This window comes from Virgibacillus sp. LDC1, assembly GCF_025792345.1.
GTDB classification, from domain to species: Bacteria; Bacillota; Bacilli; order Paenibacillales; family Paenibacillaceae; genus Paenibacillus_AQ; species Paenibacillus_AQ lautus.
This window is the reverse complement of sequence record NZ_JAOXLZ010000001.1, coordinates 3,020,534-3,034,380: the sequence shown is the minus strand read 5'-3', so window position 1 is coordinate 3,034,380 and position 13,847 is coordinate 3,020,534. Positions and strand designations below refer to the sequence as shown.

Genomic DNA, 13,847 nt, shown 5'->3' with positions numbered 1-13,847 from the left:
ATGCAGCCCGCCCTCGTCAAAAGGCGGGCTGCTGCCGATATATAAGGTAAACAGAAGGTGTGGGAGGAACTATCGTGAACATCGGATCGTTGATTCGCGGACTCCTGGGTGAGCAGAAGCCGGGAGACGCCAAGACGTTGGAATTAAAGCCGGGTCAGGTCGTTCGCGGTGTCGTTATGAACGTATCGGAAGACGGGCAGGAAGCCGTGGTGCAGATCCAGGGCGTTCAAGTGAAGGCGAAGCTGGAAACACCGCTTCGAGCCGGGGAAACAGCCCTTCTGCAGGTTCAGCCGCCGGGAGAGGGAGGGACGGCCGTTCTCAAGCCGCTCAGTCAAACGCCGGGACAGCCGCTGTCCCCGTCATCCATGGCTGAGGTGCTGGATTTTGCGGGTCTTCCGGATACGAAGGAGAACCGCGAAATGATCCGGGGCATGCAGAATGCTGGAGTTCCGCTGACGAAGGACAATATCGCCATGTTCCGAGAAGCATTGGCCGTGAAGCCTCCGCAGATTCCCGCGGCGGAATGGGCGGAGTCGGCTGCGATCGCGTTTCACCGCGGCCTGCCGATTACCCCCGAAAGCGTGAAGGGACTGCATCAGGCTGTGTTCGGACCCCAGCTGCATCAGCTGCTGCAGTCGCTGGAGCAGCAGCTGGCGTCCGCTTTAAGCAACGGTACCGGAAACGCAGCCGCTGCGGGGAAAAATGCAGCATCCGCTGCGCCTCCGACGGCAGCTGGCGGAGAAGGAGCCGCTGCCGCTCAGCAGCAAGCAGCAGCGGCGAACGGTGCCGCTGGCAGTACAGCGCAGGCCGGTTCAGGTCAGCAGGCGCTGCTGACCAAGCTGCAAGGCCTGCTGCAGCAGCTGCGCGGCGAGCTCGCGCAGCCATGGGCCAGCGGCGGCACGGCAACGCCTGCCGCCGGACAACCCGCCGCCGTGCCCACGGGGCCGGCGGCAGCTCTAGGCGAAGGGGCCGCAGGCCCTTCGCCAAAGCCGCCCACCCCCGGCGCGGAGCCGTGGGTGGGGCGGCTCTTGAAGCTGCTCGGTGCGGAGCACGAGCAGCAAGCCCTGCGCGGGGCCGGTACGGGCCCCGCGGGCGAAGCGGCGCGCACGGGCAGCGCCGCAGCACCTGCCGGGCAGCCGGGGGCCGGGCTGCCCGGCAGCGGCACGGCCGCGGGCGCGGCTCCCGGCGCCGCCGCGCCTGGAGCGAATGCGACAGTGCCCGCACCCGCTCCTGCTCCAGCTGCGGGAGCTGCTGCACCGCCGCCCCCTGCAGCTCAGCCAACCGCTGCTGCTGCAGGTCAAGCAGGCGGACAAGCGGGATCCCTGCCAGCAACCCCTGCCCCTGGCAGCAGTGGCTCAGCAGCGATTACACCAGGGGCCCTCGCCACGCCAGGGAGTGCGGCGAATGCGAACCAGCAAGCTGTCCCGAATGCTCAGGCCGGTGCCGTGAATCAGCCGGGCTTAACACAGCCGGTTGTGCCATCCGGCCAGCAGAATATCGCCTTAGGCGTACAGCAAGCCGTCATGGCCTCAACGCCATCGGGTGAATCGGCGCTTGCCCTGCAAGACACACTGAAGGGAGTATTGCTTCAGGTGTTATCCAGTCAGGATGCGCCGCCCGCCCTAAAGGAAGCGGCACAGCAAGTCGTTCAGCATTTAACGGGCCAGCAGCTCTTGCTAAACACCGATCGAACGGCTCCGTTCGCACAGGTCACGATGTTCATACCCCTGCATGGGGCCGACGGGGAACAGACTGCATCCGTACATATTCAATCACGCAGAGGCCGCAGAGGTGAGCTGGATGCAACCAACTGCAGGCTGTTGTTCGACTTGGACATGAAATTTCTGGGTCCGACCTTGATCGATGTGCAGGTCGTTGACCGGATTGTCAGCCTTAACTTTCGGAATGATCAAAGTTATGCCGCTGAGCTGTTTGAGGGGAAAAAGGAAGAGTTGGCTCAGGCTGTTTCGTCTATCGGCTACCAATTGCTCAGCGTAAAAACAGAACCGCTGCCCCAAGCTGCGCCGCCTACTTCAGACACGTCCGTGCAGGGAACGGCAGCAGAATACACCCCGCAAACCTACAAAGGGGTGGATATGCGAATATGAATAAGCTTGAGAAAGAGCAAGGGGAACTAACGGCCATGAAAAAGGCGGTCGCCCTTAAATATACGCCCGGCGAGAGCGAAGCGCCGGTTGTGGTTGCCAAAGGACAAGGGAAACTGGCGGAGTCTATATTAGACAAAGCCAAAGAGCATGGCGTCCTTGTCCAGGAAGATGCCGCTTTGGTGGAGATTCTCTCCAAGCTGGATCTGGATCAGCAGATTCCGGAGGAATTGTACCAGCTGGTTGCGGAAGTGCTGACATATGTTTATCGTGCGGATCGTCAAGCGAAGGATGGAGGGATAATGCCGTAATGACCTCGCCATCCGGAAAAAAGGACAACCGCAAACAAAAGGGAGCGGCTGCCGAAGAGCTGGCGGCCGCTGCCCTGATTGAAAAAGGATACCGGGTTCTGGACCGGAATTGGCGCTGCCGCACCGGAGAATTGGACATCGTTGCCGAAACAGGGGAGACCCTTGTGGTGATTGAGGTCAGAAGCCGGAGCGGAACGACCAGCTTCGGTACGCCTTCCGAGTCCGTGAATGCCCGCAAAGTGATGCAGGTCCGGAACACGGCCCAGCAGTACGTTCATCATAAGCGTTATTATGAACGGCCGATCCGGTTTGATGTTATCTCGGTTATGCTTCGGGCAGATCTGACGCTTGTCTCGATGGATCATATCGAGAATGCATTTTAGATGGATGCGATCCGAAGAATCCATAAGAATTACAATAAAGAAGAAGGTGATAGGAGCTGAGCTCCATCACCTTCTTTGCGTAGGACAGGTTATTTATTCAATAGGAGCAAGCTTCCAGACCGTTGTTATCCAGATCATAAAAAGTGAAATAGGTTGCGCCGTACTCCAGGATGGTATCGACACGTACTCTGTTTTCTTTCAGATGCTGATAAGCCTCTTCGACATTGGAGACATAAAAATTAAACAGGGCATGTCGCGGCTCGAAGTACTTCGCTTCCCCCGTGGGCTAAAGACTACATTTCATAAACGAGTTGTTTCTTCGGCGGTGATATATTGTCGATCCAGCTGACGATATTGAATCGCTTCTGCAACGTGCTGGCTTTGTATTTCATCGGATGCCTCCAAATCGGCGATGGTTCTGGCCAGCTTCAGGATGCGGTCGTAAGCGCGCATGCTCAGGCCCAGCGTATCGATTGTCGCTTGCAGAAGCTCTGCCGAGTCCTTGTCCAACATGGCATGCTTCCTCAGGAAGCTGCCGAACAGTTCACTGTTCCAGCTGAACGGGAGCCTGCTGTAGCGTTTCAATTGAATCGTTTGTGCCGCATAGACTTGATCCCGCATTTGCTCGGAGGATATAGGTGTCGCGTTTCCCGGCCACTCCTTGGGCCGCGGCACGTCCACTTGAAGGTCGATCCGATCCATCAAGGGCCCCGATATTCTAGCGCGGTATTGAGCAATTCGTGTAACGCTGCACGTGCAGCGCTGATGGGGGTGATCACTGCCGTAATAACCGCACGGACAGGGATTCATCGAACAAGCGAGCATGAAATGCGCCGGGAAGGTAAATACCGCCCGTGCCCGGCTGATGGTTACTTCACGATCCTCCAGGGGCTGTCGCAGCACCTCCAGCACATGCCTCGAGAACTCAGGAAGCTCGTCCAGGAACAGGATGCCTTTATGGGCCAGACTGACTTCCCCCGGCTTCGGAATGGTGCCGCCTCCGATGAGCCCGCCGGCCGAAATGGTATGGTGAGGAGACCGGAAGGGACGTCTTGTCATCAACCCATCGGATGGCTTTAGCTTTCCGGCAGCGCTGAAGATTTTCGTTGTAGTCAACGCTTCTTGATCCGCCAGCGGCGGCAGTATGGTAGGGAGGCGCTTCATAAGCATCGTTTTTCCAGTACCCGGGGGCCCAATAAGCAGAATGTTGTGCATGCCTGCAGCTGCGATGGTCAAGGCGCGTTTGATATGCTGCTGACCGATTACATCTCTATAGTCTTCCAGCTGCTTGTCCTGCAGGCCGTCCCCTTGTGTTTTGCTTAAATGCGTTGACCGATCATATTTGAGCTTGGACAGCGAAACGGTATAGCTTGTAGCTCCCCCAGTTTCACTATTATGGCTGTGATCATCGGGTCCTTCCTGGACAAGCTCCTTTAAATGCTGGAGCTCATAAACCTCGATTCCCCCGATCAATGCGGCTTCCGGAGCATTTTCGCGCGGAAGAAGAACTCCGGCATACCCTTCCTTTTTCGCTTGCTCTACCATGGGCAATACCCCTGTAATGGGCCTAAGCGTACCATCCAGAGCAAGTTCGCCCAGGATCAACATTTGTCCGGCATTCGCAAAGGTCCATTGCTCGCTTGTTAGCAATATGCCGACGGCGATCGCCAGATCGAAGGAAGAGCCCTCTTTGCGCAGATCTGCCGGTGCAAGATTGACGGTTATCCGTTTTAAGGGATAGGTAAAACCGCAGTTCTTAATTGCTGCCCGTACCCGCTCAATCGATTCGCGAATGGAGGAATCGGGCAGACCGATGATAGAGGTTTGGGGCAGCCCGTTCGCCAGGTCCACCTCCACCTGGATGACAACGCCGTCAATGCCGTGCAAGCAAGCGCTATGAAGTTTTCCGTACATAAATGAAAGCACCTCTCTTCAGATATCAGTGGATTGAATCGAAATAGAACATCCAAGATTCGAAAAGGGTGCTTCCTCATTTTCGCTGGGTAACTCTAGTCCGTATTGTAAAAGTTTACCTCCCGCATGTCAATTTATGATCATATACCAAAACCTCGTCGAGCAGGTAAGAGCCCAGTCTTGATGTCATTAAGCCGCATATTGGATCAAGATCGATGAAATTATTTCAGTTGGATGGGAATTTATGAAAAAAAAGAAAAGAACCCAATATCTACGGATTCTTTCCTTAAGTTAAATAGTTGAATTATTGTTAAGCCAAACGCTCAATAACAATAGATGCACTTACGGTTGGCGTACCTCCACCGATAGCGCTTTGTAAAGTTAATGCCCCCATATTGTCCATACGGTTCAGGGTCAAGACCCCGCCAGCTGTTAAAAAGGCAACTACCTGGCCTTGGTATGGCTGATTGCCTGCATTCGTTCCATAATTGCTGCAAGGAACCAGGGCTGGAACTGCCGGACCGGCTGCATCTGGATCAAAGAACAAACCAAATGCATTCACACCCGGGGTTGGGAATACCTCCCAACTTATATTATATACGCCTGTTTCATTGACAGTAAATGTTGAAGGAGCAGTGAACGTAAGGGCTGTTCCTCCAATTATAGGAGGATTGTTGAAGGTTACTGCGCCTCCTTGAGCACCAGGTGCTGGAGCAGCGGCGGGAGATTGCGTTTCCGTACTACATACAAAAGCAAATGCTGAAACGCCGGCCGGCCCTGTCGCTCCAGTTGCTCCAGTTGCTCCAGGGGCTCCAGCGGGTCCAACAGGCCCTTGAATTCCTTGAGCTCCAGGAAGTCCTTGTGCTCCGACCGGTCCTTGAGGTCCTGGAATACCTTGTGCTCCGGCAGGTCCTTGAGGCCCTTGAGGCCCTTGAGGCCCTTGAGGTCCAGGCACAGGTGTTACATTGATTCTAGGTGGCGGGCAGGAAAGATTGATAACCTTTCTCTTTTTACACACGATTTCTTTTTTCTTTTTCCCTTTACAACACGAGAGATTTCTTTTTAGTGGTTTTTTGTGTAATTTTCCAATAGAACTTTTCAATATGAGCACCTCCTTAGGATGTACTTGCAGGATATGTCACATAACCTGAGAATGAATAGATGGCTACCTAAGGAATTAATAGTCTCAAGTCCATTTATCCAAAAAGGGGCGATTGTAACTCGATGTTCATCAGTCAATTTAAATTAAAGAATGTATTGCCCAGTCAATCAAGGTCTTATTTGTGTTAGATAAAGTGAACGTTTCAGTGCACCTCATAAGTCAAGATCCGTTTTCGGATCTTGACTTTTTTTTTCAAATACTTATGAGATTTCTACCAATTTTCTTTCTTATTAGAGACGAAGATGGGGTTGCTGGGCAATATGATTGATTGCTTTCATTCAATAGGTTAAGACCCAGCCACGGCGCGGGATTTGAACGGTGAATGTACCATGGTTCAGAAAGTTGTCACTTTTTCAGAATCGTAGCTTCAGGCAATAACGGGAAGGAATGTAAATAGTCAAAACACGGGTCCGGCAAGTAGAATCAAAATCATAAACGACATGCTGCCTTAAGAGCGGCTGGCGTAACATCATCAATACATAAGGGAGAGGGTTGCGTGAAAGTTTGGAACCGAAAGCTCGGGTTGGTGGCATTGGTCGCCGTTATAACCGGTACAGTATTGAGCGGCTGCTCAAAAGAGAACGCGGTAAAAGAGGAGAATCCTGAAAGCGCCGCCTTAGGCAAGGAAGTCGCACTAGAAATGATGACCTTCTCTCATACGAATTGGCCCTATAAGGAAAACTGGCCGATTTATAAGTACTTAAAAGAAGAAACCGGCATCTCCTTCAAGGTACAACCCGTAATGAGCGATTACACCACAACGATGAACCTGGCAATATCCTCGGGCGAGATACCGGATCTTATGATGGTTAACAGCTTGAATGCCGCCAATACGCACGGGGCCAGCGGAGCGTTTGTCGACTATTTCGAGCATCTGGATCAGATGCCAAACTATAAGAAGTTTCTCGATGATCATCCGGAAGTGAAAGCAGCTGTTCTGTCTCCTGAGGGAAAGAACTATTTTATGCCGTTGTATGGACTTGAGCAGCAATCCAGGCGGTCATGGCTTTACCGGGACGACGTATTCGAGAAACACAATCTGACACCGCCGACGACTTACGACGAGCTGTATACGGCCGCGAAAAAATTAAAGGAATTGTACCCGGACAGCTTTCCGATTGCCGTGTTTAACGGTTTGAGTCCGCTGGTCAATATGGCACCTGCGTTTAATACCAACAGCAGCTACTATTACGACTTCGAGAAGAATGAATGGCGCTACGGTCCGACAGAGGACAACTACAAGAAAATGGTTGAGTATATGAATAAATTTTACACGGAGGGATTGGTTGCGCCTGACTTCATGGCGCATAAACGTAAGCAATTTAATGATCTGCTGCTTCAGAACAAATCGTTTATTGCCAGCGATTATATCGGCATCATGGACGAACTTCCGTTAATGCTTGGGGATAAGGCATCCGAGTTTAGTCTCGATTATATGGTTCCTCCTGTTGGAATCCCGGATGGCAAGTCGCACAACGTATTTGCCGGATTGCAGTCCGACGGCTTTGCGGTGGCGGCAAATTCCAAGGAGCGGGATCGGCTGCTGCAGTACCTGGATTTCTTGTTCTCTCCCGAAGGAATTGAGCTGGCAACCTGGGGCAGGGAAGGGGAGACATTTACAACCGGGAACGGGGTTCGCAAATTCAATACGGATTACAAAGAGTTCGGCGACTTGAGAACCAAGACGGGGATCGCAACAATCGGAGCACATACGGTATTGGATATGACGGCTTACGAGTCCATGTATTCCCCAAAAATGCGGGAAGCGATGAAAATCGCGCCGGACCATGAAACGAAACCGCAGCCAAGGCTTGCCTATACGAATGAAGAAAATGAAGTGCTGAGCATGGTCGGCGAAACCGTGAAAAAGTTCCATGAGGAGCAGATTGCCAAGTTCATTTTAGGACAGAAACCGATGGATGATTGGGATGCTTACGTTAATGAAATAAACAAGCTTGGCGTGCAGCAGGTGCTGGATGTTCATAAAAGTGCTTATGAGCGGACGCAAAAGTTCTTGAATGAAGCTAAGTAATTTAAACGGAACGCCATGCTGTTGGATGAACGCAGTGGCTCTCTTTTACGGACCGGCTCTTCGGATGCGTTTCAAGCCCGGTCCCGGTCCGCAAGGGGAGCGGCTTGCAGATACAGCATGGATTTCGCTGCAAAAGGAGGAATCGTTTTTTGCAAGCACAGAATCCGGGTTTCTTGACGAAAGTGAAGCGGGACAAATACCTGCTGCTGCTGCTTCTGCCCTGTGCTCTTTATTACATCATCTTTAAGTATGTTCCCATATTCGGCATTTCGATCGCCTTTATGGACTACAACTTATTTAAGGGGATCACGGAGAGTGACTGGGTGGGTTTTAAATATTTCAGCATGTTTTTTAGTACGCCTGACTTCTGGCCTGTTCTCAGAAATACATTCCTGCTGGGCTTATACAAGCTGATCTTCGGCTTTCCAGCCCCCATCATACTTGCGTTACTCATCAATGAAGTGAGCAAATCGTTTTTAAAACGGTTTGTCCAGACGGTCAGCTATCTTCCACACTTTATATCTAACGTGGTTGTAGCGGGGATCGCGGTTATGTTCCTGTCTCCGACAGGCGGGGTGGTCAACCAGCTGCTGAGTGCCATCGGACTCGAACGAATCAACTTTTTGGTTGAGTCCGCCTGGTTCAGGTCGATTTATGTAACGACCGACGTATGGCAGCATATTGGATGGGGGACCATTATCTATTTGGCTGCTTTGACGGCAATCGATCCGCAATTATACGAAGCGGCACGGATAGATGGGGCTAATCGGTGGAAGCAGGCGCTGAACATTACACTTCCCGGCATCGCGCCGGCAATCGTGATCATCTTGATACTTGATATCGGAAAAATACTGGAGATCGGCTTTGAGAAAGTATATCTGCTTGCGACTCCGGCCACCTACGAGACAGCCGATATTATATCCACCTATGTGTACAGGGTCGGCTTAACGCAAGGCAACTACAGTTATGCCACGGCGATTGATCTGTTTACCGGCATCATCAGCTTTATTTTCATTATTGCGGCCAATTCGTTTAGCCGGCGAGTTAGCGGAAGCAGCATCTGGTAAAGGAGGAACGTGATGAAACCGAAATGGAATTGGTTTGACGCGCTCAATGCCTTGATTCTTTCCGGAATTGTGATGGCGTGTCTATACCCGTTTGTTTATATGCTGGCCGTGTCCCTTAGCGATTCCGCATCGATCGCCTCCGGGGAAGTGTGGTTATGGCCGAAGGGCTTCAACCTGGATATGTATCAGTATGTGTTCGAGGACGGACGGGTGCTGAAAGGATATAAGAACACGCTGATTTATGTGATTACAGGGACCGCCATTTCTTTGATTGTCACGGCACTTGGGGCTTATGCGCTGTCCAAGACCAAGATGGTCATGGGCAAACCGATCCTGATGCTGATCGTCTTTACGATGTTTTTTAACGGCGGGATGATTCCGACGTTTCTGGTCGTGAAGGAGCTTGGCTTTGTCAACACCCTCTGGGGCATGGTGCTGCCCGGTGCGGTAGGCACCTGGAATCTGCTCATCATGCGAACTTTTTTCATGGGCATGCCTCAAGAGCTCGAGGAATCCGGGAAAATTGATGGACTGTCTGAGATCGGGATTTTCTTCCGGATTGTGCTCCCGCTCTCCAAGCCGGTGCTGGCCACCATCGGCTTGTATTATGCCGTCGGAATGTGGAATAACTTCATGGGGCCGCTGCTGTATTTGCGGGATGCCGATATGCAGCCCCTCCAGGTGATTTTAAGAAACATCGTGCTGTCAGGGCAATTGACGGGAACGGACGGTCCGGTCGTGGGTGATATCGTGGTGGTGGAGGATGGCTTGAAATTCGCTACCATTATGGTGTCCACCTTGCCGATCCTGCTTGTTTATCCGTTTATACAGAAGTATTTTGTAAAAGGGGCTTTGATTGGCTCTGTTAAAGGTTAAAGCGGCCGGCCGCTCACCTGTGTGTTATCGGACCCAGTTGGTTTTCCGGTAATCACCCGGTGTTTGGCCGGTTATTTTTTTGAACATGCGGATAAAGGAAGTGACATTTCGGTACCCGATCCGGTTGCCTACTTCCTGAATCGGCATGTTCGTCGTCTCCAGAAGTACTTTCGCTTTTGCTATTCGAATCGCATTCAATTGGTCGCTGAAATTGCTCCCCGTCTTCTCTTTAATATACCCGGACAGATAAGTAGGCGACATGTTGAGTTTATAGGCAAGCTGCTCAAGTGATATTTCTTCAGCGTAATGGGACTCCAGATAATGAATGACATATTGAATAATATCGTAATGTTCCTCCCGTTTCAGACGGATCGCATGGGTTGCATGGGCAAGCTCGTCGAGAAGGGCTTCCCGGTATTGCTCGGGGGTTACGCTGCAAGCAAGCCTTTCGGCGTAATCCGGAAGCGCGTCGATGTTGATTTTCAGCAGTTCTACTGTTCTTCTCATGCGGACCGATACCGATTTGGCAAAGTGGCTTAGTTGATCGGCCGTGGCCTCTTGTCTCTGCAAACGATCCAGGGCGCGCTCAATGAGCGATTGGCAGCTGCTCTCGTTGCCGGCCTGTAAATTCACGTAAAACTCATGTTCCTGCTCGGCAGTGAATCCTGTTACATCTTCACGGCGTTCCTTCTCCCAGATAATCTGGGTTTCCTCAATCGGCATGGCTTGTTGCAGGAGCGACATGGCTTCTGCATAAGCCCGGTCAAAATCAGAGGTTTGCTGGAATACGGACGAAACCGCAATATTCACGAGATAGGTGCTTTGATCTTGATCAAAAATCTGTTTGAGCTGACTGAGACACTGCTGCAGCATGTCCGTTTTTTCTTGTGTATACACAATGGATAAAATTTGCTTCCCCTCCATCTGAAGGGTGTGCGATAGGGGAAACGATGCTTGTATCTGCAGCGTGATCATATCTTTGATCTTGCCGGTTGCCCGTGTCATTAAGGCATCAAGCTGACGAGAAGGGACGTGCCGGTACCTCAACTGATATACGAGAACCATGAATGCACCCTCGCCGACCCAAAGCTCTTTGGAAGCGGAGGTATCAAGGGCAATGTTTTTGAACTGGGCCAAATAATGGTAGCTGGTCAACAACGGTTTGGTATGGTCCATCCATTCCTTGATGATCTTCCGTTCATGCTGCAAACCCTTCAAGTGGTTGGAGATGGCGCTGAATTCGGCAATGCTCCCTTGATATAGCTCCATCTCCGCCTGCCCCAGTCCCGTTACCATTCTCTTGAGCGGCCGATTGATTGTTCGGGAAAATATCCAGGATGCCATAATCCCAATGAGCAGGGTAGCTGCAAATAACAGTACGGCTATCCAGTTCATACGGCTGATGCTTTGGTTGAGTTCGTTATGCGGAATAATGGAGATGTAGGTAAGGCCGGAACGGGAGCCCTTTTCGAAAAAGTAATAGGATCCCTTCTCGATCATCCATTCCGAGTGGCCGTCCCATTCCGGCAGTGGCTGGGATTTCTCATCCGGGGCGGATTCGTACAGGGTTGCTCCCTCCGAGTCCACCAGCAGAAAACGGGAACCGGCCATGCCTTTATAGGATTCATACCAGCTTTTCATATTTACGAAAGCTATGATCTTCCAGGGGCTGCCCTGTCCGTTCGTAAGTAGAGGCATCAACTGAAGCTCATTCTTCTCTGTCCCGATGGAGAAAGTGCTGCTGGGGAACATTTGCAGAAAGCCGTTTGTGTGATCGCTCCGTTTCCAGAACTCGTACGGATAGGCGTCGCTTATGTAGTAATGGTTAAACATGCGGTCATCATCGACGATGCCATCCCGTTCAAGCAGGAAGGACTGATTCTGGTAGTAGATCATGACATTGCTCAAGTGATAGTAAGGCTGGCTTACCAGGGTCCGGATCTGATCCATCACCATATCCACCTGCAGATAATCGATGCCTTTCTTTCCGCCGGAATCGGCCTGCCTGCTGATATTGCCGACAAATTCATCGTGCTGAAGGTTGAGGAGGAGATTCTTCCAAGTGGAGTATTGTTTCTCAAAATGATCTACGGTATTTCGAATCAGGGTCAGATTGTATTTGACAATTTCATTGTGAACATGACGGGAGTAGAATGTCATCGACCATAGGTTGTAGGAGGAGAGCAGGAAAATCACGACGAGAAAATACACCAGCATTTTGACAAATAATGAATGCAGCGGGAAAAATGACTTCAACCAACTCATGCTGAATCTCCTTATGAATGCGTTCACTAATCTTTCAATCATTCTAACGGATAGCAGAAAAAGGATAAAGAGTTTTATTTTGCGTCACAAGTTTATCTCAAACAAAAAGGCATTTAATGGTATAATAGTAATGAATGTACCAAATATTATGGGGATGGGAGAGGGGAATCGGATGACCGTATTATGGGGAAATATCATCACTACACTAGTTGCAGGATTGTTAGGCATTGCCGTTGTCGTATTGGGGATTATCGGATTGATAAGCTTTGCACGAAAAAACAAATAATTTTACATATTTCTCCAATTTATATCTGGAAGGAATCATACCCATGCCAAATCGAGTGGATAAACGGTGAACTTTTTAAGGTAAGCGTTTTAAAAACATGTTACAATAGCTTGGGTTTAATATATAAAGGTTGACAGGGAAATCTTTCATAGATTCGTTCCGTGTTAGCCAGCCTTGTTCCAGTCATGTTGATAGGAGGATTCGAGAATGAATATCCATGAATATCAAGGAAAACAAGTACTGAAGCAATATGGAGTAGCTGTTCCGAACGGCAAGGTAGCGTTTACGGTAGAAGAAGCAGTTGAAGCTGCACAATCTTTGGGCAGTCCCGTAACCGTTGTCAAAGCACAAATCCACGCAGGCGGTCGGGGTAAAGCCGGCGGCGTTAAAGTGGCGAAGAACCTGGATGAGGTTCGTGCTTATGCTGAAGAAATTCTGGGCAAGGTGTTGGTGACTCACCAAACGGGTCCGGAAGGCAAGGAAGTCAAGCGTCTCCTCATTGAAGAGGGCTGCGATATTCGCAAAGAGTATTATATCGGTGTGGTCGTTGACCGTGCTACCGGCCGTGTCGTTTTGATGGCGTCCGAAGAAGGCGGAACCGAGATCGAAGAGGTTGCAGCAGCAACTCCCGAGAAGATTTTCAAAGAGGTCGTAGATCCAGCGATCGGACTTCAAACATTCCAAGCACGGAAATTAGCGTATTCCATTAATATTCCGAATGAACTGGTAGGGAAAGCCGTTCAGTTCATGCTGGCCTTGTATAAGGCATTCGTAGAGAAGGATTGCTCTATCGCTGAAATCAATCCGCTTGTCGTAACCGGTGACGGAAACGTCATGGCTCTGGATGCCAAACTCAACTTTGATTCCAATGCGCTGTTCCGTCATAAAGACATCCTTGAACTGCGTGACCTGGACGAAGAAGATGAGAAGGAGATCGAAGCATCCAAATACGACTTGAGTTACATAGCTCTGGATGGCAACATCGGCTGTATGGTTAATGGTGCCGGTCTTGCCATGGCTACGATGGACATCATTAAGTACTATGGCGGCGACCCTGCTAACTTCCTTGATGTTGGGGGCGGTGCAACAACGGAGAAGGTAACGGAAGCCTTCAAGATTATTTTGTCCGATCCTCAAGTAAAAGGAATTTTTGTCAACATTTTCGGTGGTATTATGCGCTGTGACGTTATTGCTACCGGTGTTGTCGAAGCAGCGAAACAGTTAGGACTGACTCGTCCGCTTGTTGTACGTTTGGAAGGAACGAACGTAGACCTCGGCAAGCAGATTTTGGCTGAGTCCGGTCTTAATATCGTACCTGCTGATTCCATGGCCGACGGAGCACAGAAGATCGTCTCCCTCGTTCAGTAATATTTCATTCCTGAAGGGGCATGGCACGATGGGCTTCTTAGCCCTGCCGTGCGGTTGCTTTCATTTTCAAATAACAAT

At 50.7% G+C, this 13,847-nt stretch carries 11 protein-coding genes; 8 read left to right on the top strand and 3 right to left on the bottom strand.

Going from position 1 to position 13,847, the window contains the following annotated elements:
* Positions 1–74: 74 nt before the first annotated feature.
* Genes OHJ21_RS13480 through OHJ21_RS13470 form a run of 3 tightly spaced genes read left to right on the top strand, consistent with a single transcriptional unit; the run spans position 75 to position 2,799 of the window.
* On the top strand, positions 75–2,108 hold the full coding sequence (locus tag OHJ21_RS13480; RefSeq protein WP_100538153.1) for a hypothetical protein: 2,034 nt from the start codon (positions 75–77) through the stop codon (positions 2,106–2,108).
* A complete protein-coding gene (locus OHJ21_RS13475) occupies positions 2,105–2,416 on the top strand; it encodes an EscU/YscU/HrcU family type III secretion system export apparatus switch protein (protein ID WP_100538152.1) in 312 nt (103 codons plus the stop codon). The genes OHJ21_RS13480 and OHJ21_RS13475 overlap by 4 nt, the downstream gene beginning before the upstream one ends.
* Positions 2,416–2,799, top strand: a complete 384-nt coding sequence (locus tag OHJ21_RS13470) for a YraN family protein (protein WP_100538151.1) — start codon at positions 2,416–2,418, stop codon at positions 2,797–2,799. The genes OHJ21_RS13475 and OHJ21_RS13470 overlap by 1 nt, the downstream gene beginning before the upstream one ends.
* 300 nt (positions 2,800–3,099) lie before the next feature.
* Here OHJ21_RS13470 and OHJ21_RS13465 read toward each other — a convergent pair whose 3' ends face one another.
* Complete coding sequence (locus tag OHJ21_RS13465) at positions 3,100–4,713, bottom strand: YifB family Mg chelatase-like AAA ATPase (RefSeq protein ID WP_486020257.1); 1,614 nt, start codon at positions 4,711–4,713, stop codon at positions 3,100–3,102.
* 310 nt (positions 4,714–5,023) lie between these two features.
* Complete coding sequence (locus OHJ21_RS13460) at positions 5,024–5,824, bottom strand: collagen-like protein (RefSeq protein ID WP_486020256.1); 801 nt, start codon at positions 5,822–5,824, stop codon at positions 5,024–5,026.
* 547 nt (positions 5,825–6,371) lie between these two features.
* Between OHJ21_RS13460 and OHJ21_RS13455 the strand changes: the two genes are divergently transcribed.
* The 3 genes from OHJ21_RS13455 to OHJ21_RS13445 all read left to right on the top strand — a co-directional run bounded on the left by OHJ21_RS13455 (position 6,372) and on the right by OHJ21_RS13445 (position 9,850).
* The gene (locus tag OHJ21_RS13455; RefSeq protein WP_486020255.1) at positions 6,372–7,907 is read left to right on the top strand and encodes an ABC transporter substrate-binding protein; all 1,536 of its coding nucleotides are present in this window, start codon (positions 6,372–6,374) and stop codon (positions 7,905–7,907) included.
* 149 nt (positions 7,908–8,056) lie between these two features.
* A complete protein-coding gene (locus OHJ21_RS13450; protein WP_326112928.1) occupies positions 8,057–8,974 on the top strand; it encodes an ABC transporter permease in 918 nt (305 codons plus the stop codon).
* A gap of 12 nt (positions 8,975–8,986) precedes the next feature.
* On the top strand, positions 8,987–9,850 hold the full coding sequence (locus tag OHJ21_RS13445) for a carbohydrate ABC transporter permease (RefSeq protein WP_100538086.1): 864 nt from the start codon (positions 8,987–8,989) through the stop codon (positions 9,848–9,850).
* A gap of 24 nt (positions 9,851–9,874) precedes the next feature.
* Here the strand turns inward: OHJ21_RS13445 and OHJ21_RS13440 are convergent, their stop codons facing one another.
* The gene (locus tag OHJ21_RS13440; protein WP_486020254.1) at positions 9,875–12,115 is read right to left on the bottom strand and encodes a helix-turn-helix domain-containing protein; all 2,241 of its coding nucleotides are present in this window, start codon (positions 12,113–12,115) and stop codon (positions 9,875–9,877) included.
* A gap of 130 nt (positions 12,116–12,245) precedes the next feature.
* Between OHJ21_RS13440 and OHJ21_RS13435 the strand changes: the two genes are divergently transcribed.
* Positions 12,246–12,401: a hypothetical protein gene (locus OHJ21_RS13435; protein WP_326112930.1), complete on the top strand. Its 156-nt coding sequence runs from the start codon at positions 12,246–12,248 to the stop codon at positions 12,399–12,401.
* Between the two features lie 207 nt (positions 12,402–12,608).
* Entirely contained in the window at positions 12,609–13,769 is a 1,161-nt protein-coding gene (sucC, locus tag OHJ21_RS13430) for an ADP-forming succinate--CoA ligase subunit beta (protein WP_006211339.1), read from the top strand.
* The last annotated feature ends 78 nt before the right edge of the window (positions 13,770–13,847 follow it).

What these genes read in the sequence shown, in the direction of transcription:
- OHJ21_RS13475 (WP_100538152.1), top strand. Translation starts at nt 2,105, where the DNA reads ATGAATAAGCTTGAGAAAGAGCAAGGGGAACTAACGGCCATGAAAAAG.
- OHJ21_RS13470 (WP_100538151.1), top strand. Translation starts at nt 2,416, where the DNA reads ATGACCTCGCCATCCGGAAAAAAGGACAACCGCAAACAAAAGGGAGCG.
- OHJ21_RS13465 (WP_486020257.1), bottom strand. Translation starts at nt 4,713, where the DNA reads ATGTACGGAAAACTTCATAGCGCTTGCTTGCACGGCATTGACGGCGTT.
- OHJ21_RS13445 (WP_100538086.1), top strand. Translation starts at nt 8,987, where the DNA reads ATGAAACCGAAATGGAATTGGTTTGACGCGCTCAATGCCTTGATTCTT.
- OHJ21_RS13440 (WP_486020254.1), bottom strand. Translation starts at nt 12,115, where the DNA reads ATGAGTTGGTTGAAGTCATTTTTCCCGCTGCATTCATTATTTGTCAAA.
- OHJ21_RS13435 (WP_326112930.1), top strand. Translation starts at nt 12,246, where the DNA reads ATGAATGTACCAAATATTATGGGGATGGGAGAGGGGAATCGGATGACC.
- sucC (WP_006211339.1), top strand. Translation starts at nt 12,609, where the DNA reads ATGAATATCCATGAATATCAAGGAAAACAAGTACTGAAGCAATATGGA.